Annotated in this window: 21 protein-coding genes and 1 pseudogene; 6 read left to right on the plus strand and 16 right to left on the minus strand. The window is 61.3% G+C overall.

Going from position 1 to position 15,795, the window contains the following annotated elements; all coding sequences use genetic code 11:
* Positions 1-5 precede the first annotated feature (5 nt).
* Both NKI18_RS07800 and NKI18_RS07805 read left to right on the plus strand, forming a co-directional pair.
* Complete coding sequence (locus tag NKI18_RS07800; RefSeq protein ID WP_502894919.1) at positions 6-623, plus strand: uracil-DNA glycosylase family protein; 618 nt, start codon at positions 6-8, stop codon at positions 621-623.
* Between the two features lie 201 nt (positions 624-824).
* On the plus strand, positions 825-1,316 hold the full coding sequence (locus NKI18_RS07805) for an Lrp/AsnC family transcriptional regulator (RefSeq protein WP_023675006.1): 492 nt from the start codon (positions 825-827) through the stop codon (positions 1,314-1,316).
* 11 nt (positions 1,317-1,327) lie between these two features.
* Here NKI18_RS07805 and NKI18_RS07810 read toward each other — a convergent pair whose 3' ends face one another.
* The 11 genes and pseudogenes from NKI18_RS07810 to NKI18_RS07860 form a co-directional block, all read right to left on the minus strand.
* Positions 1,328-1,900, minus strand: a complete 573-nt coding sequence (locus NKI18_RS07810; protein WP_352615840.1) for a DUF3299 domain-containing protein — start codon at positions 1,898-1,900, stop codon at positions 1,328-1,330.
* Between the two features lie 68 nt (positions 1,901-1,968).
* Positions 1,969-2,550 carry a GNAT family N-acetyltransferase gene (locus NKI18_RS07815; RefSeq protein ID WP_352615837.1) on the minus strand — a complete coding sequence of 194 codons (582 nt, stop codon included), beginning with the start codon at positions 2,548-2,550 and terminating at the stop codon, positions 1,969-1,971.
* Positions 2,510-3,214 (minus strand): DNA alkylation repair protein, encoded by a 705-nt coding sequence (locus NKI18_RS07820; protein WP_352615835.1) that lies wholly within the window; start codon positions 3,212-3,214, stop codon positions 2,510-2,512. Before NKI18_RS07820 ends, NKI18_RS07815 begins: the two co-directional genes overlap by 41 nt.
* 9 nt (positions 3,215-3,223) lie before the next feature.
* Positions 3,224-4,099, minus strand: a pseudogene (locus NKI18_RS07825) (NAD(P)-dependent oxidoreductase); the annotation flags it as partial.
* Between the two features lie 58 nt (positions 4,100-4,157).
* Positions 4,158-4,985, minus strand: a complete 828-nt coding sequence (locus NKI18_RS07830; RefSeq protein WP_352615834.1) for an ABC transporter permease — start codon at positions 4,983-4,985, stop codon at positions 4,158-4,160.
* Positions 4,982-5,695: an ABC transporter permease gene (locus NKI18_RS07835; protein WP_023675013.1), complete on the minus strand. Its 714-nt coding sequence runs from the start codon at positions 5,693-5,695 to the stop codon at positions 4,982-4,984. Before NKI18_RS07835 ends, NKI18_RS07830 begins: the two co-directional genes overlap by 4 nt.
* A 118-nt stretch (positions 5,696-5,813) precedes the next feature.
* Positions 5,814-6,596 (minus strand): ABC transporter substrate-binding protein, encoded by a 783-nt coding sequence (locus NKI18_RS07840; RefSeq protein WP_023717637.1) that lies wholly within the window; start codon positions 6,594-6,596, stop codon positions 5,814-5,816.
* Positions 6,597-6,809: 213 nt separating this feature from the next.
* Positions 6,810-7,319: a molybdopterin-guanine dinucleotide biosynthesis protein B gene (gene mobB / locus NKI18_RS07845; protein ID WP_023675015.1), complete on the minus strand. Its 510-nt coding sequence runs from the start codon at positions 7,317-7,319 to the stop codon at positions 6,810-6,812.
* Entirely contained in the window at positions 7,316-7,945 is a 630-nt protein-coding gene (mobA, locus tag NKI18_RS07850; RefSeq protein WP_023675016.1) for a molybdenum cofactor guanylyltransferase MobA, read from the minus strand. Before mobA ends, mobB begins: the two co-directional genes overlap by 4 nt.
* A gap of 58 nt (positions 7,946-8,003) precedes the next feature.
* Positions 8,004-8,924 (minus strand): DMT family transporter, encoded by a 921-nt coding sequence (locus NKI18_RS07855; protein ID WP_352615828.1) that lies wholly within the window; start codon positions 8,922-8,924, stop codon positions 8,004-8,006.
* A gap of 122 nt (positions 8,925-9,046) precedes the next feature.
* Complete coding sequence (locus NKI18_RS07860) at positions 9,047-9,403, minus strand: hypothetical protein (RefSeq protein ID WP_352615826.1); 357 nt, start codon at positions 9,401-9,403, stop codon at positions 9,047-9,049.
* A 135-nt stretch (positions 9,404-9,538) separates the two neighbouring features.
* Here NKI18_RS07860 and NKI18_RS07865 point away from each other — a divergent pair, with 135 nt between their 5' ends.
* Complete coding sequence (locus NKI18_RS07865) at positions 9,539-10,330, plus strand: DUF1579 family protein (protein ID WP_353019300.1); 792 nt, start codon at positions 9,539-9,541, stop codon at positions 10,328-10,330.
* A 50-nt stretch (positions 10,331-10,380) separates the two neighbouring features.
* Here NKI18_RS07865 and NKI18_RS07870 read toward each other — a convergent pair whose 3' ends face one another.
* Complete coding sequence (locus tag NKI18_RS07870; RefSeq protein WP_352615820.1) at positions 10,381-10,854, minus strand: hypothetical protein; 474 nt, start codon at positions 10,852-10,854, stop codon at positions 10,381-10,383.
* A 55-nt stretch (positions 10,855-10,909) separates the two neighbouring features.
* Entirely contained in the window at positions 10,910-11,905 is a 996-nt protein-coding gene (gene moaA, locus NKI18_RS07875; protein WP_352568644.1) for a GTP 3',8-cyclase MoaA, read from the minus strand.
* Positions 11,906-12,104: 199 nt separating this feature from the next.
* Here moaA and NKI18_RS07880 point away from each other — a divergent pair, with 199 nt between their 5' ends.
* The gene (locus tag NKI18_RS07880) at positions 12,105-12,458 is read left to right on the plus strand and encodes a gamma-butyrobetaine hydroxylase family protein (protein ID WP_352456745.1); all 354 of its coding nucleotides are present in this window, start codon (positions 12,105-12,107) and stop codon (positions 12,456-12,458) included.
* Positions 12,459-12,481: 23 nt separating this feature from the next.
* On the opposite strand, the gene NKI18_RS07885 is transcribed toward NKI18_RS07880, so the two are convergent.
* Complete coding sequence (locus NKI18_RS07885; protein WP_352615818.1) at positions 12,482-12,910, minus strand: nuclear transport factor 2 family protein; 429 nt, start codon at positions 12,908-12,910, stop codon at positions 12,482-12,484.
* Between the two features lie 159 nt (positions 12,911-13,069).
* Here NKI18_RS07885 and NKI18_RS07890 point away from each other — a divergent pair, with 159 nt between their 5' ends.
* Positions 13,070-13,681: a pyridoxamine 5'-phosphate oxidase family protein gene (locus tag NKI18_RS07890; protein WP_023675024.1), complete on the plus strand. Its 612-nt coding sequence runs from the start codon at positions 13,070-13,072 to the stop codon at positions 13,679-13,681.
* Between the two features lie 27 nt (positions 13,682-13,708).
* On the opposite strand, the gene NKI18_RS07895 is transcribed toward NKI18_RS07890, so the two are convergent.
* Complete coding sequence (locus NKI18_RS07895; protein WP_352448891.1) at positions 13,709-14,161, minus strand: MarR family winged helix-turn-helix transcriptional regulator; 453 nt, start codon at positions 14,159-14,161, stop codon at positions 13,709-13,711.
* Between the two features lie 47 nt (positions 14,162-14,208).
* Between NKI18_RS07895 and NKI18_RS07900 the strand changes: the two genes are divergently transcribed.
* Positions 14,209-15,117 (plus strand): alpha/beta hydrolase, encoded by a 909-nt coding sequence (locus NKI18_RS07900; protein WP_352456749.1) that lies wholly within the window; start codon positions 14,209-14,211, stop codon positions 15,115-15,117.
* Between the two features lie 34 nt (positions 15,118-15,151).
* Here NKI18_RS07900 and NKI18_RS07905 read toward each other — a convergent pair whose 3' ends face one another.
* The gene (locus NKI18_RS07905; RefSeq protein ID WP_352615816.1) at positions 15,152-15,766 is read right to left on the minus strand and encodes a TetR/AcrR family transcriptional regulator; all 615 of its coding nucleotides are present in this window, start codon (positions 15,764-15,766) and stop codon (positions 15,152-15,154) included.
* Between the last annotated feature and the right edge of the window lie 29 nt (positions 15,767-15,795).

Here is a 15,795-nt window from a genome sequence, read left to right on the forward strand (position 1 = left end):
TCCGAATGACCGAAGAGTTGGAAGCCCTGGCGGCGAGGGTACGCGCCTGCCGCATCTGCGTCGATAAGCCGGCCGCCAGGCCGCTGCCGCACCAACCGCGGCCCGTGCTCAGGCCATCTTCGAGTGCGCGTATCCTGATCGCCAGCCAGGCGCCGGGTACCAAGGTTCACATCACAGGCATGCCGTTCACCGACGCCTCCGGCGACCGGCTGCGAAGCTGGCTGGGCGTCGGCAGCGAGGAATTCTATGACACGGACAAGTTTGCCATCGTGCCGATGGGCTTTTGCTTTCCCGGTCAGGACGCCAAGGGCGCCGACCTGCCGCCGCGCCGCGAATGTGCGCCGGCATGGCGCACATCGCTGATGGCGCTGATGCCGCAAGTCGATATGGTGCTGACGATCGGCATCTACGCGCAAAGCTGGCATATGGGCGCGGCGCGCCGTCCCTCGCTGACGGAAACGGTCATGGATTGGCGTGCCATCTGGGCGGCGGCGACCGACCCGAAAGTCCTGCCGCTGCCGCACCCGTCCTGGCGCAACACCGGCTGGCTGAAGCGCAATCCATGGTTTGAAATGGATTTGCTGCCCTTTCTGAGATCGGAAATCCGCTATCGCCTCGGCTAGGCATTCAGCAAGAAATCACTCGCTTTCGTACTGTGCGGCAGAATTTCTTTCTTGTAATAGGCTCGAACAAGAGGGATTATGGTAATCCATTCCTCGAAGCGCGTCGCGCATGAGGGGACGCGCGTTAAATTCTTGTTTTTATGCATGTCGTTGTGCCAAGGCCGCTGCGCACTTGGACGACTTGCATCAGGGGAGCACCCAATGGACCGCCTTGATAGAAAAATTCTCCGCCTCCTGCAGGAGGATGCGACGCTTGCAGTCGCCGACGTCGCCAAGAAGGTCGGCCTGTCGACGACGCCGTGCTGGCGGCGCATCCAGAAGCTCGAGGAAGAGGGCGTCATCAAGCGGCGCGTCGCCATCCTCGACCATGAAAAGGTCAATGTGCGGGTCACGGTGTTCGTCTCGATCCGCACCAATTCGCACAGCCATGAATGGCTGCGGCGCTTTTCGGAGGTCATCCAGGAATTCCCGGAAGTGGTCGAATTCTATCGCATGAGCGGCGACGTCGACTATCTCTTGCGCGTCGTGGTGCCCGATATCGCCGCCTACGACGCCTTCTACAAGCGGCTGATCGCCAAGATCGAGATCCGCGACGTGTCGTCTTCCTTCGCCATGGAGCAGATCAAATACACGACCGAGATGCCGCTGGATTACATGATGCTCGACAAGGAGTCCGGCGCCAACGCCGCCTGAGATTCTTCTGTTTAGTTCTTCTTTTTGTTGAGGAAACTCCAGGGCGAGTTGACCGGCAGCGTGATCGTGTCCGGCACGGTGTCGACATTGACCATCTCGGCCTTGCGCACGGTGTAGCCCGACTGGATGACGCTGACGCCGTCAAGGATGAAAAGCTGGCTCTTCTCCATGCCCGGCCGTAATGCGCCGGTCACCGAAACCGGCTGGTAGGCCTCGGACATCCTGTAAGGGTGGGCAGGCGTGACGAGGACCATCTGGTTGGGCGGCGGCGTCGGCATATGGCTGCAGGCTCCCGTCCACGGCACCAGCAGGAACTGGTAGACGAGATCGCCGTCGCGATCGACCGGCAGCGCATAGCCCGCGAGCTGCACGATCTTGTCCTGCAGATTGAGAGACAGCGTCTCGCCATGATCGGGCATTTTGGCCGCGATCATCGGCAGTCCGACGCTTTCGGCGGCTGCCTGGGTCGCCGGGCGCAGATCCTTCCAGAAAATATGCATCGTCCCGGCGCAAGCGCTGTCTGCCACAATGGACACGAACACCGCGGCCGCCAGGATCGCTCCTGATTTGAGACGGTTTTTCATTGCTGCTCCATTGTTGAGCCTTGATCTGCGGCCTATGTCAGCAAGTAAAGCTGCCGCTGTCGCCAAGGTCAACGTTCAAGCCGCATCACATGCCGACGCGAGCCGGTCATGCCGATCTCGCGAAAGCCGCGGGCGGCGAACGTGTCCCGAAAACCCATAAAGCTGTAGCTCGGCGACGCCTGGTCGACCGGATAGGCTTCGATCGTCCTGGCGCCTTTGGCAAAGGCGTGATCGATGGCCGCGTCGAGCAATGCGCTTGCCAGCCCGCCGCCGCGCAGCGCTCTCGGTACATAGAAGCAGACGATCGACCAGATGCCCATCTCGCTATCGTCCTGCTGCCGTGACAGCTTGCGGTAGGTCTCGCGCGGCGCAATCGAGCACCAGCCCACGGTCCGGCCATCGATCTGGGCGACAATGCCGACCGGCGTGCCGGCGTCGATCAGTGTCATCATCGCGCGTTTCTTCTCGTCGTTCTCGACATGCTCGCGGCGGTCGAGATTGCGCCAAGCCATACACCAGCAGTGTTTCGGCCCGCCGGGTTGCTCGAACAGGTTTTCGAAATCGGCGCGCGTCGATTGCGTCACCTCCGTGAAGCGCACTTCGCTCAGGTCAAGCTTTTCTGGCGGCGAGCCGTTCGAGCGTCTTGTCATCGGAAAGTTCCTTCACGGCATCCTTGCCGATCCAGCGTGCGGTCCTGTCTGTCGAGGCCGCCAGTTTTAGCGCCACGGCAAGGGCAGGGCCGTGCAAATTCATCGATCGCTTGCCGATCGAACGAAGCGCCCAGTTCACGGCCTTCTTCATAAAATTGCGGCCGTCGGTCGCATGCGCCTCGATGATCGACAGGAATTCGAGGAAGGTCGTCTCGGGTTCCTTCTTCCGGTGGACTACCGACCAGGCCATCATCGCAAAAGCCGTGCGTCGAACGAATTCCCGTTCGTCGACCGCGAATTCGGCGATCAATTCGTTCCAGCAATCCGTATCGACAAAGAGATCGGAGACCCCGTCGACGATATCCCACGAGTCGAAAGTCGCCGCCCATCGTCTTGCATCCGCGGCGGAGAACCGCTCCGGATCGGCTGTCACGGAAGCGATGAACTGCGCCTCCATGATGCCTGTCTGCCAAAGCTCAAAGGCACGCTCATGGTTGCGCTTGATTTTCTTGGCAATCTGCCGCTGCACGCCATGCGAGATACCGAGCGCACGTTCGATCTTGATGCCGTAGCGCAGCATGCCAAGTCGATTTTCCTCCGAGGCGATCGAGCGCAGATGAGCGACAATTTCATCGGCGCTGGATTGAGGCGAAAGCTCGGCCACGGTGAAATCCTATTTCTCCAGCCTTGCCAGCAGCGAGGACGTGTCCCAGCGCTTGCCGCCCATCGCCTGCACGTCCTTGTAGAACTGGTCGACGAGTGCCGTCACCGGCAGTTTGGCGCCGTTGCGATCGGCCTCGGCGAGGCAGATGCCAAGATCCTTGCGCATCCAGTCGACGGCGAAGCCGAAATCATATTTGCCGGCATTCATCGTCTTGTGCCGGTTCTCCATCTGCCAGGAGCCGGCCGCACCCTTGGAAATCACCTCTATGACCTTTTCGATGTCGAGCCCAGCCTTCTTGCCGAAATGGATGCCCTCGGCCAGGCCCTGAACGAGGCCGGCGATGCAGATCTGGTTGATCATCTTGGTGAGCTGGCCAGCCCCGGCCGGTCCCATCAATCCGACCATGCGGGCATAAGCATCTATGACTGGCTTGGCCCTGTCGAAGGCGTCGGGCTCGCCGCCGACCATCACGGTCAGCATGCCGCTCTCGGCGCCTGCCTGACCGCCGGAGACCGGGGCGTCGAGGAACGAAAACCCGAGCGCTTGCGCCTGCTGCGCCAGTTCGCGCGCGACCTCCGCCGATGCCGTGGTGTTGTCGATGAAGATGGCGCCTTTCTTCATGGAATTGAAGGCGCCTTCGGCACCGGTCGTCACCGAGCGCAGATCGTCGTCATTGCCGACGCAGGAAAAGACGAAGTCCTTGCCCGCGGCCGCCTCGGCTGGTGTCGCGGCGAAGCTGCCGCCATGCTGGGCAACCCACTGCTCGGCCTTGGCCCTGGTGCGGTTGTAGACGGTGACGTCGTGACCGCCCTTGTTCTTGAGATGTCCGGCCATCGAATAGCCCATGACGCCAAGACCAAGAAATGCCACCGAAGCCATGTTTTCGAATCCCTTAGAAGCCTGCTTTGCGGTCTTCTTACCGGATCAGGCAAGGCGATGGGAGTCAGCGGTGCAGATGGATGGTGATGCGCCGTTCGATCCACTCGACGCCGTGGCGCAATGTTTCCACGATGATCAGATAGATGATCGCCGCCCAGATGTACGACTGAAAGTCGAAGGTGCGCGCATAGGTGAGCCGGGTGATGCCCATCAAATCGTAGACCGTGATGATGGCGACGATTGCCGAGCCCTTGATCATCAGGATGATCTCGTTGCCATACGGGCGCAACGCGACGATCAGCGCCTGCGGCAGGATGATCTTCCACATCGTCTGCAGTTTGTGCAGGCCGAGCGAGGCGGCACCTTCCCACTGGCCCCTCGGCACGCTCTCGATTGCGCCACGCAAAATCTCGGCCTGGTACGCGGCCGTATTCAGCGAAAAGGCGAAGATCGCGCAGTTGAACGCTTCGCGGAAGAAGCCCCACAGTCCGACCATCTCGAGCTCCGGCCGGAAGGAGCCGACCCCGTAGTAGACCAGGAAGGTCTGCGCCAACAGCGGCGTGCCGCGAAAGAAATAGACATAGGCATAAGCGAACCCCGAAAGGATCGGGTTCTTCGACATGCGTGCATAGGCGATCGGCACCGACAGGATCGCGCCAAGCACAATCGAGATGGCAACCAGCAGCAGCGTGACGCCGAGGCCGGATATGTAGCCGGGTGCATATTTCTGGAAGAACTCCGAGTTCCACGCAGCGACCAGGTAGACGACCATGCCAATGCCGAGAGCGATCCACAGGCCGACCAGGACATGGCCGAGGATGCGTTGACGCGACCAGCCGCGTGCGGGCGGCGGCGGCCGGTCGACTTTCAGCGTGTCGGTGGCAAGGCTCATCTCTTGACCTCGCTGCCGCCGACCGCTCGTTCGATCGCGTTGATGCCGAAGGAGGAGACGATCGCCAGCAGGAGATAGATTAGGCCGGCAAAACCGTAAAACAGGAAGGCATGCTTGGTGACGCGCGCGGCAACCCCGCTCTGCCTGAGGATCTCGTTGAGACCAACGGCCGAGACGAGCGCGGTGTCCTTGAGCAGGATAAGCCAGAGATTGGCAAGTCCGGGCAACGCGATGCGGATCAACTGCGGCAACACGATCAGCCGCATCGTCTGGCCGCTGGACAGGCCAACCGAATAGCCTCCCTCATATTGCCCTTTTGGAATCGCGCGGAACGCGGATAAAAACACCTCGCTGGAATAAGAGGAGAAAATGAAGCACAGCGCGATCATGCCGGCGACGAAGCTGTTGACGTCGGCGGAGGTGCCAGGGCTCACCAGCCGGACAATGTACTGCAGGATCAATGGGATGCCGAAGAAGATGAGAAATAGGGTGAGCAGCTCGGGTATTCCGCGAAAAATCGTGGTGTAGATGTTCCCGGCCAGTCTCAGCGACGGCTCTTCCGATTGTTTGGCCAGCGCCACGAAAAAGCCGAGCGTCAGCCCGAAGGGCAGAGTGGCCAGCGCAAGACATACTGTGACAAACACACCCGCGGCGATGTCGTCGAGCCAGCCTTCGGGTCCCCAACTGAGAAGCGTCAGTGCGCTCTGCATCCGCCTGCCTGTTCTCCTTAAGGCTCTTTGAGACCCGTGCCGCGTCACCCCTCGTGCGCGGCATCCTTATAAGAACGGCGGGAATCTCCCGCCGTTCAAGTCCTCGTATGTCGGTCGATCAGGACTCGCCGCCATAAACATCATATTTGAAGTATTTGTCGTTGATTTCCTTGTACTTTCCGTTTGCGCGAATGGCGTCGATCGCCGCATTGAACTGGTTGACCAGGTCGGTCTCGCCCTTGCGCACGGCAATGCCGGCGCCCGGACCGTGGATTTCGATGACCGGCTTGATTGTGCCGACCAGCTTGCAGCAGGCGCCGTCCGGCGAATCCAGCCATTGCTGCAGCACGACGATGTCGTCATTGGCGGCATCGAGCCGGCCATTGGCCAGATCGAGCTGGTATTCCTGTGCGGTCGGGTACGGCTTGACGGTGCTGTCGGTATAAGTCTTGGTCGAATAGTTGAAATGCGTGGTGGACGCCTGCACGCCGATCGTCTTGCCGGCCAAATCTTCCTTGGTGACACCCTTGATGTCGGTGTCCTTGGGCGCGGCAATCGCCGGCGGCGTATTGTAATATTTGTGGGTGAAGTCGACCTTCTCGGCGCGTTCCGGCGTGATCGACATCGACGCGACGATGGCGTCGAACTTGCCTGCCTGAAGGGCGGGAATGATGCCGTCCCAGTCCTGCGCGACAAAGGTGCACTTCACTTTCATCTCGTCGCAGAGCGCCTTGGCAATGTCGATATCGAAGCCTACGAGCTGGCCGTCGGCTGTCAGATTGTTGAATGGGGGATAGGCTCCCTCGGTGCCGATCCTCAAGGTCTTTTCCTGGGCCTGGGCAACGCCAAGCGTCAGCAGCGCAGCCGAAGCGGCAAGCGCGATACGCAGTGCAATACGCATAATGGTCCTCTCTGTTGGTCCCGGCCGTCGTTCCCGAACGGCTCTGTGGGCGGTGCTTTTGACCGCCCGCTGATGCGATACTCCCATTCTTTCCCAAGAAAAAGCAACTGCAAAACCGTCGCTTGAGGGAAGGTCATGTTTAGAAAGCGATGACGCTGGGTCAGACGCCTAAATTGGAAAGCAAGTGGGCGGAAACTGTCTTCTGCCGCATTTTCAGCGCGACAGGCTTGTGGCGCGCTCGATGAAGTCAGCTATCGAATTCGTGTCGTCGAGATCGAAGGCCGGCAGGTCTTCGCCGACAATGGGGAAGTCGGAGGCGATGGCGACAATGTGTGGATCGCCTGCCGAGAGCGGTGTCCGGTCCTTGGCCTCGAGCCGTCTCGTCTCGATTTTCTTGTGCGCTTCGCGCTTGTAACCCTCGACCAACACGATGTCGCACGGTGCCAGCCGTGACAGGATCGCGTCTAGCGTCGGCTCGTCCTCGCCGCGCAATTCGTGCATCAGCGCCCAGCGCCTGCCCGACACGACCGCGACCTCCATCGCTCCCGCCTGCCGGTGGCGAAAGCTGTCCGCTCCGGGTTTGTCGATGTCGAAATCATGATGGGCGTGTTTTACCGTCGACACTTTCCAGCCGCGCCGGACGAGTTCGGCTACCAGCTTTTCGGTCAATGTCGTCTTGCCGGAGTTCTTCCAGCCGGTGATGCCGAAAATACGTCTTTTCATGGCTCGATGCTCTGCAACAGATGCACGGCCTGGGCAAGGTCGTCGGGAGTGTTGATGTTGAAGAACGGATCGATCTCGGCCCCGCCGGATTTCAGGATGGGAAATTCCACCTCGACAAAACCGTGCCGGTCGATGAACGCCGCAACGCGCCGGTTGTCTTCCTCGACGAGAAATTGTCGCAAGACCTGATCTAACCCTAGCGGCCAGAGTGCAAAGGTCGGATGCCGTTTGCCGCCGGAACAGGCGACCGCAATCGAGCCGGGGCGTTCGTCGGCTGCCGCGAGCAGCCGCTCGACCATATCCCTGGGCAGGAAAGGCGTATCGCCGGCAGCCGTGACCAGCGCCTGGCAGGTCGTGTCGGAAGCCCATTCGAGGCCGGTCAGGATCCCGGCAAGCGGCCCGGCATAACCTTTGACAGTGTCGGCAAGCACCGGAAGCCCCGTCGCGGCAAACCGTGTCGGATCGCCATTGGCGTTTAGCGCAAGCGGTCCGACCTGCGGGCCAAGGCGCGAAACGACACGGTCGAGCAGGGTACCGTCGCCAAGCGCAAGCAGCGTCTTGTCGCCGCCACCCATCCGACTCGATCGGCCGCCGGCCAGAATGATCCCTGCAATATGTCGGCCCATGGTTTGCTGCCTAGACCCAAAATCCAGTTTTCAAATCAGACAGTCGTCGACAGTCACTCTATATGCCGTCCGGCGCCATGTCCGGTCCAGCGCTTTCGGCGGCTGTTTTTCGCCGGCCGACGATCCGTTCGCGGTAGAGTGCATAGAGGCCTGACGCGATGATGATCGTGGCACCGAGGATCATCGGCAGATCGGGGACATCGCCGAAGATCGTGAAGCCAAGCAGGATCGACCAGAGCAGGGCGGTGTAGCGAAACGGCGCGATGAAGGAGATATCGCCCACCCGCATCGCCGTGATGATGAAGTGATAGCCGATGAGCACGAGCACCGCCGCCAGCGCCAGGAACGCCGTGCTTTGTCCTGTCATCGGTGTCCAGCCGCCCATCGGCGAAAGCAATGCCGCGCCCAGAACTGTCATGGCAAGGGCGGTGGCGCTCGACACCAGCAATGTCGGAATTGCCTGCGGGATTCGCTTGGTAGCGAGATCGCGCACCGCGCAGCATGCGACGCTGGCCAGCGCCAACAGAGAAAAGACGCTGAACCCTTCGAAGCCCGGCCGCACGATGATCAGCACGCCGGCAAAACCGACGGCAATAGCCAGCCAGCGCCGCCAGCCGACGCCCTCGTTGAACACAAGCGCGGCGCCCATCGTCACCGCCAGCGGCAGCGCCTGCAGCACGGCGGAGACATTGGCAATCGGAAGATGTGCCAGAGCAACCAGGAACGACACGGTGGCGCCGGCCTCGCCGGCGACGCGCAGCGCAACGGTCGGCTGCAGCATCGAACCTGGCCGGGCAAGCGCGCCCCGTTGCCACGCAAGCAGGCTAACGAAAAGCGAAGCGAAGGCGCCGCGGATCAGCATGACCTGCGCCATGCTCATCGATTCCGATGAGAATTTGGTGATCGCGTCGTTGAGAGTGAAACCAGCCATGGCCACCATCATGAACAACGCGCCGCGGAGGTTTGGCGAAAGAGGCAAGGCGATTACCGGGTGAGTCCTGCAGCAAGCGTCTAGCAGGCACCCACAAGACAGCAACGTCAAAGGGCTGGGCCACAGCCTTTCTGTGGCCCGTGACATCTGCCGCGCAAGAGCGGCAGGGCTTATTTGGGCGTCAGTACCTCGGTGCCGTTGCCTTCCTTGCCGGCAATCGTCCACAGGCCATGCAGCGAGCCGTCTTCCTGCACCTTGTAGACGACTAGACCGACCGCCTTGCCCATGACATAGCCGGCGGAGAAGGCATCGTCGTTGCGCATGCAGATACCGTCCGAGGACGAGCCGCCTGTCTCCCAATGGATCGTGCAGGTCGTCTCGCTGGTCAGCGTGATCGTGGCGTCGCCACGATAGGACGACCCATCGAAATTGGTGCCGGCCACGGCATAGGTGCCGCCGATCGACTGAGCCGCCGCGGGCAGGGCCGCGAGGCTGAGCAATGCAAGAGAAAGAATGAGTTTGCGCATATCGTATTCCCCCACTGGGCGAAGAACCGCTCCAGAGCAGAGGCTAGGCCCGAATGGGCTTGCGGTAAATCCGGTGACCGTTTGCGGACAAGACCTTTTCTGGGTGTGACCCCAAAAAAGGTGCCGTTCTAAAGGATGGGTTCGGAGGGCAAATTTATCACACTGCGGCTCGAGGAAAATTTTTCGACGAGATCAAATTTGCTCGGCAAGATTCACCAAATTGGTCATTGTAAGCTTCTGATCGTGTTGGGGAGATGGTCCATGATGAATGCACGAGGCAATGCGGACTGGCTTGGCACAGGCAGCAGGCGGCATGTTTCGTCGGCTTTCCGGTTCTCTTCTGCCCTGGCGGTTATCCTCATGGCGATAGCGCCTGCGTTCGCCGAGAACGGCGCTTCGGCGTCGGCAGTCGAACGGATGTCCACGCCGGGTCACGAAGCGGATGAGCTCGCTCGCCGCGTCGGGAAATGGTCCGTCGTCAACACGATCTGGCCAACGCCCGGCGCCCAGCCGATCGTGATGACGGGGCTGGTGGCCGAGCGCACGATGATCGGTTCCTTCATGCAGGAGGTGATGCGCCCGGCGCCCGGGTCGAAAATGCCGGACTTCCAGCGGATAGCCTATTTGAGCTATGACCGGGTGGAGGGCCGCTGGAAGTATGTCTCCATGGACACCCGTTTCCCGGCAGGGATCATGCCCGCCTGGAGTTTTGGTGGCGAGGAGGACGGCAAGATTTCACTGCTGTTCCAGCCGCTTGGTTTCGTCGGCTTCGGCCCGGAGGTCGAAGGGCGGTTCACGGCCTCCGATTTCGTCATTTCCAGGGACGGCGACAATCACGAAGTGGCCGAGCAACATTTCCTCCAGGCCAATGGCAGCGGCAAAAAATGGCTTGCCGTACGATATGACTACACGCGCCAACAACCGTGACTCGCTAGCAAAAACAATAGGCTGCCAATAAGTTCTGACGTCGCCGGCGCTCACGGTCCCCTGAGGCTGCCGGCGATCGCATCGACGAGCGGGTCGTATTTCGATTTCAGGGCTGGCGGGTAGTCGATCCAGACCGTGCGGATGACACCGTCTTTTCCGAACAGGCGGCGTTCATAGAAGATGTTCCCGCCTTTGATGCCCGACAGCACCGCCCAGTTCTTGCCGGTCTTGCTGTAGGTGATCCTGTAGCCAGGTTCCTTGCTGGCCCTCTCGGCGGAGACGAAGGCTGTCGGGGTGTCATCATCGATGTTGAGGATACCCGAACAGATCAGGCTGGCGCCATCGGCAGTGAGCCATTGTTGTCCATCGCCATTGTCCGGCTCAGGCTGGCGAAGAGTGAAGATTTCATCCGGAAAGGTGCAGATGGTACCGAAGCGCTCGTTCGTGTAGGTAAATGGCGCGGCAACTGCCGTGGTCCCCGCCATCACTCCGAAAAACGTCAGGACTGCAAAAAACCGCTGCACGCCTTGCCTCGCGCCGATACCAAGGCGATTATTCTTGCACGAAATCGGCGAAAAATCAGCCGCCGGTGACGCTCATATGCCGCGACACCGACGGACGGTTGGTGCGGCGATCGATGATGAAGTCGTGGCCCTTGGGCTTGCGGCCGATTGCTTCGTCGATGGCATCGGCGACCAGCTCGTTGCCTTCCGACGCACGCAGCGGCGCGCGCAGGTCGGCCGCATCTTCCTGGCCGAGGCACATATAAAGGGTGCCGGTGCAGGTCAGCCGGACCCGGTTGCAGCTTTCGCAGAAATTATGCGTCATCGGCGTGATGAAGCCCAGCCGTCCGCCGGTCTCGGCGACTTGGACATAGCGGGCCGGGCCACCGGTCTTGTAGGGAATGTCGCTTAGCGTGAACTGGCGTTCGAGAGCCGCGCGCAGCAGCGACAGCGGCAAATACTGGTCGGTGCGGTCGGCGTCGATCTCGCCCATCGGCATGGTTTCAATGACCGTCAGATCCATGCCGCGGCCATGCGCCCAGCGCAGCATTTCCGGCAATTCGGCGTCATTGAAGTCCTTCAACGCCACGGCGTTGAGCTTTACCTTTAGCCCGGCCGCCTGCGCGGCGTCGATGCCGTCCATGACCTTGTCCAGATTGCCCCAGCGGGTGATCTGGCGGAATTTGTCGGCATCGAGGGTATCGAGCGAGACGTTAATGCGCTTGACGCCGCAGTCGGCGAGCTCGGCGGCAAAGCGGGAAAGCTGCGATCCGTTGGTGGTCAGCGTCAGCTCTTCCAGTGCACCACTCTCGAGATGCCGTGAAAGCTGGCGTACCAGGTGCATGATGTTCTTGCGTACCAGCGGCTCACCGCCGGTGAGGCGGAGCTTGCGCACACCCTTTTCGATGAAGACCGTGCAGAGCCGGTCGAGCTCTTCCAGCGACAGCAGGTCCTTCTTCGGCAGGAACGTCATGTCCTCGGCCATGCAATAGGTGCAGCGGAAATCGCAGCGGTCGGTGACCGACACGCGCAGGTAGGTGATCGTGCGACCGAAAGGATCGATCATATCCATGCTTGTGCGCTTCCCGTGGCCGTGAACGGCTTCGTTATATATGGCTATGTGATACGAGCCAACGTGGCATTCAAGATAGAAGCTCGCGATCTTCGGTAACATTCCGACGCCGACAGGTCATGTCGGAACTTTCCATGCGGCCTTTTCCCTTGACGCGAAGCGGCGTAGGGAAGGGCAGTTCTCCGCAGGATCCACCACCATGACAGCGCCAAAAGAACTCAGGGTCTCGAAGGACCGCAAGCTGCTTTCCGTCACCTTTCCGGGCCATCAGCCGTTCGAATTGTCGGCCGAGCTGCTGCGTGTCGCCTCGCCATCGGCCGAGGTACAGGGCCATTCGCCCGAACAGCGCGTCACCGTTCCCGGCAAGCGCAATGTAGCGATTCTGAAGATCGAGCCGGTCGGCAATTATGCCGTGCGCATCACCTTCGACGATTTCCACGACACCGGCATCTTCACCTGGAATTACCTGCATACGCTGGGTCATGAGAAGGATGCACGCTGGGCCGCCTATCTCGCCGAACTGGAAGAGAAGGGGCTGAGCCGCGACCGTTGAATGGATCCCGCAGGACTCTCAGGTCAACGCAGGATCGCCAGTATCTCGCTGGTGTCGTGATAAAACGGCGTGCCTTCGATCAGCCGGTCATCCTTGAAGCGCAAGACTTCGGCAAACGGCTGTTTGATGGTTGCACCATTGGCCCGCGATGTCAGCGAAAGCGAGCAGCTCATGAACACCGTGTCATCGTTTTGGGCGACCTGAAGGTCCTCCACCGCCACGTCGCTCCAGATTTCCCGCATTTTGCGGAAAAGGGCGCCAACGCCGTCGAGGCCGCTCCAGTCACCGGCATAGGGCAGGGAGCGCGGCTCATGCACGACAATCTCGGCATGAAATGCGCCGGCAAGCACATCGAGGCTGTCCGGCCCTGATTGCAGGAAACGCATTTCAACATTGAACATGTTTTCAATAAGTTCCATGGCGGTGCGTCGCCGGTCGAGCGGTTTATCCATTTTTGACCTCCGTATCCGTTGGCACGATCATGCAGGTAAAGCGGTTTGCCCTTGTTTGCGTTGCCTCGACACCCGTTTCCTGATGACCGGCAAACGGGCACTTGTCGTGAAAACGTCATCCATCTGGAGTAGCGCCGGCAAAGCTTTGGAGACGAAAACATGTCCATGATCACCAGCATCGAACAGCTTGAAGCGCTCTATGGCCTGCCCGGCGAGGCGTCGGTGGTCAAGGAACTCGACCAGCTGATTCGCGAATACGCAGCTATCATCGAGGCTTCGCCGTTTGCCGCGCTCGCAACCTGCGGGCCAGAAGGGCTGGACTGCTCGCCGCGCGGCGATCTCGCCGGCTTCGTCCGCATCCACGATCCGAAAACGCTGATGATGCCGGACCGGCGCGGCAACAACCGTGCCGATTCGCTAAGGAACATCCTTCGCGATCCGCGCGTCGCGCTTCTGTTCCTCGTGCCGGGTTCCGGCACGACGCTGCGCGTCAATGGCCGCGCCCACATCACCACCGACACCGGGCTCTGCGCCTCGTTCGCCGTCGAGGGCAAGCCGGCGCGCTCGGTGACGATCATCGAGATCGATGCGGTTTATTTCCAGTGCGCCCGCGCCATCCACCGATCGGAACTGTGGAATCCGGCAAGGCATGTCGACCCGAGATCGCTGCCGACTCCCGGCCAAATCCTGGAAATCACCAGCCGCAAGAACATTGACGGCGAGGTCTACGACAAGGAATGGCCCGAGCGCGCGAAAAAATCGATGTGGTGAAGCATTTGGTGGTGGAGCACTGGGCTGTCAGGCGGTCTTCAAAACCTCGGCAATCCTACGCATCTGTTCGCCGATCATGTCACATTGTTCCGGCGTCGACTGGCTCATCGCCTTCTCGATCAGCGCCATATGGACCTTCAGCGCCTGCATCAGCAGTGCCTCGCCGGCCTCTGTCAACGTCAGCCTCAGCACGCGCTTGTCCTTCTCGTCGCCCTCGCGGCGCAGCAGGCCACGGGTCTCCAGCTGAGGCAAAAGCATGGTGATGTTGGAGCGGCCGACCAGCAGCCGACGAGCAAGGTCGTGCTGCGACATGCCGGGATGACGGTAGAGGTTCATCAGCACGTCGAGCTGCGCCGGCTTCAGGTCGAGCGGCGCAAGCTTCACCGCCAGGGTGCGTTCCACCACATGGCAGGCGCGCGCCACCGCGACCCAGTTGCGAAAACGCGGGTTGTCCCAGGGCAGGTCTTGCTTAATGTTCATGTTTGAACTATTATGTTCATGCTTGAACCAATGAATGGATCGCCACTATGGCATCATTTGGACTGAAGGTCATCCGCGGCACGTTCGGCGTGGCTGAGCATGTGGCACCGCGACTCACCGGGCGTGCTGCATTCGAGCTGTTCTGCCGCACGCCGCACGAGAAGAGCTTGAGCAAAGGCGAGCGCCGCGCAATTGATCGCGCCGCCGATTTCATGACCCAGGCACGCCATCACCGGCTAAAGACCAGAACCGGCTGCGTCATGGTGCATGAATTCCGGCCCGAGCCGGGCAGGGCGACTGCCGGCACCGTGCTCGTCATCCATGGTTGGCGTTCGCGCACCGAATACATGCGCACGCTGATCGAAGCCTATCGCGATGCCGGCTACAAGGTGGTCTCGCTCGATCTGCCGGGCCACGGCCAGTCGCAGGGCCGCCGGCTTACCCTGGTCAGTGCGGTCGATGCGGCACGGGTTGCCGGCGAATGGTTCGGGCCGTTCGCGGCCATTGTCGGCCATTCCTTCGGTGGTGCCGTTGCCGCCAACGCCGTCGCCGGTTCGATCAGGAACATCCCGCGATTGGCGGCCGGGCGGCTGGTGCTTATCGCCGCGCCGAGCTCGCTGCCGGCGATCTTCGCTGATTTCAGCCGCATGCTGAATGTCGGCTCGCGCTCGCAGGCCGCCATGGCCGACCGGGTCGAGCGCATCGCCGGCCGGCCGTTGCACGAGTTCACCGGTGACCGCCAGCTCGCAAGCACGCCGCTGCCGACGCTGGTGATCCACGCGCCGGACGACCGCGAAGTGTCGGCCGAGCATGCAAGGCTCTACACGCGCGCCGGCGACCATGTGCGGCTTTACTGGGCCGACGGGCTCGGCCACCGCCGCATTCTCGCCGACAGGGGTGTGGTGGAGCGTGCCGTTGGCTTCGTTGCCGGCAGGCTGGAGCCGTCTCTGCAGTGACCTGAATATCGTTCTCGTCAGCCGGGTTCGACCGTCACGCTGCCCCGGTGCTGGCCATCGCTATCCAAGCTGCCATTGCCCCGGCCACTGTCGCCAGAAGAGCCGAGCGCGACGCGCCGTCGCGCGCCTGGATCGACATGCCGTGCTGCACGGTCGCGTAGAAGGTCGCGGCCGTACCGCAGTCGAAATCGACCGGCAACTCCCCCTCGGCCACGCCACGCTCGAGCCGTCTCAGCAAGGCTTCGCGGTTTTCGGCGCGGCGACGGCGCAGATCATCGCAGATGGCGCCGCGGCTTGAGTCCTGGTGCAATGCGCCGAGCGCGATCAGGCAGCCTTGCGGGCGACCGGTCTGTGAATAGGCCCTGGCCGTCTGCCGCAGGAACCGCTCGACCGCCTGACGCGCGGTCGGCGCCTTTTCCAGCGCGGACCAGATCTCGGTTCCCTCGACCCGCGTGTAAAGCTCGGTTGCCTCGAGAAACAGCGCTTCCTTGCTGCCGAAGGCGGCATAGAGGCTGGGAGAGTTGATGCCCATTGCGGCGGTCAGGTCGCTTATCGACGCGCCCTCATAACCCTTGGCCCAAAACACTTCCATTGCCCGCCGCAAGGCGGCGGCTCGATCGAAGGTGCGGGGGCGGCCTCGTTCCGGCATGGCATCCTTTCTGTATTGATCGATACATA

The organism is Mesorhizobium sp. M0800 (genome assembly GCF_040320095.1).
In the GTDB taxonomy this organism is placed as follows: domain Bacteria; phylum Pseudomonadota; class Alphaproteobacteria; order Rhizobiales; family Rhizobiaceae; genus Mesorhizobium.

Bases quoted from the DNA above. Each gene is read 5' to 3' on its own strand.
- NKI18_RS07800 (WP_502894919.1), top strand. From the start codon at position 6: ATGACCGAAGAGTTGGAAGCCCTGGCGGCGAGGGTACGCGCCTGCCGC.
- NKI18_RS07805 (WP_023675006.1), top strand. From the start codon at position 825: ATGGACCGCCTTGATAGAAAAATTCTCCGCCTCCTGCAGGAGGATGCG.
- NKI18_RS07810 (WP_352615840.1), bottom strand. From the start codon at position 1,900: ATGAAAAACCGTCTCAAATCAGGAGCGATCCTGGCGGCCGCGGTGTTC.
- NKI18_RS07815 (WP_352615837.1), bottom strand. From the start codon at position 2,550: ATGACAAGACGCTCGAACGGCTCGCCGCCAGAAAAGCTTGACCTGAGC.
- NKI18_RS07830 (WP_352615834.1), bottom strand. From the start codon at position 4,985: ATGAGCCTTGCCACCGACACGCTGAAAGTCGACCGGCCGCCGCCGCCC.
- NKI18_RS07835 (WP_023675013.1), bottom strand. From the start codon at position 5,695: ATGCAGAGCGCACTGACGCTTCTCAGTTGGGGACCCGAAGGCTGGCTC.
- NKI18_RS07840 (WP_023717637.1), bottom strand. From the start codon at position 6,596: ATGCGTATTGCACTGCGTATCGCGCTTGCCGCTTCGGCTGCGCTGCTG.
- mobB (WP_023675015.1), bottom strand. From the start codon at position 7,319: ATGAAAAGACGTATTTTCGGCATCACCGGCTGGAAGAACTCCGGCAAG.
- mobA (WP_023675016.1), bottom strand. From the start codon at position 7,945: ATGGGCCGACATATTGCAGGGATCATTCTGGCCGGCGGCCGATCGAGT.
- NKI18_RS07860 (WP_352615826.1), bottom strand. From the start codon at position 9,403: ATGCGCAAACTCATTCTTTCTCTTGCATTGCTCAGCCTCGCGGCCCTG.
- NKI18_RS07865 (WP_353019300.1), top strand. From the start codon at position 9,539: ATGGGTTCGGAGGGCAAATTTATCACACTGCGGCTCGAGGAAAATTTT.
- moaA (WP_352568644.1), bottom strand. From the start codon at position 11,905: ATGGATATGATCGATCCTTTCGGTCGCACGATCACCTACCTGCGCGTG.
- NKI18_RS07880 (WP_352456745.1), top strand. From the start codon at position 12,105: ATGACAGCGCCAAAAGAACTCAGGGTCTCGAAGGACCGCAAGCTGCTT.
- NKI18_RS07885 (WP_352615818.1), bottom strand. From the start codon at position 12,910: ATGGATAAACCGCTCGACCGGCGACGCACCGCCATGGAACTTATTGAA.
- NKI18_RS07890 (WP_023675024.1), top strand. From the start codon at position 13,070: ATGTCCATGATCACCAGCATCGAACAGCTTGAAGCGCTCTATGGCCTG.
- NKI18_RS07895 (WP_352448891.1), bottom strand. From the start codon at position 14,161: ATGAACATTAAGCAAGACCTGCCCTGGGACAACCCGCGTTTTCGCAAC.
- NKI18_RS07900 (WP_352456749.1), top strand. From the start codon at position 14,209: ATGGCATCATTTGGACTGAAGGTCATCCGCGGCACGTTCGGCGTGGCT.
- NKI18_RS07905 (WP_352615816.1), bottom strand. From the start codon at position 15,766: ATGCCGGAACGAGGCCGCCCCCGCACCTTCGATCGAGCCGCCGCCTTG.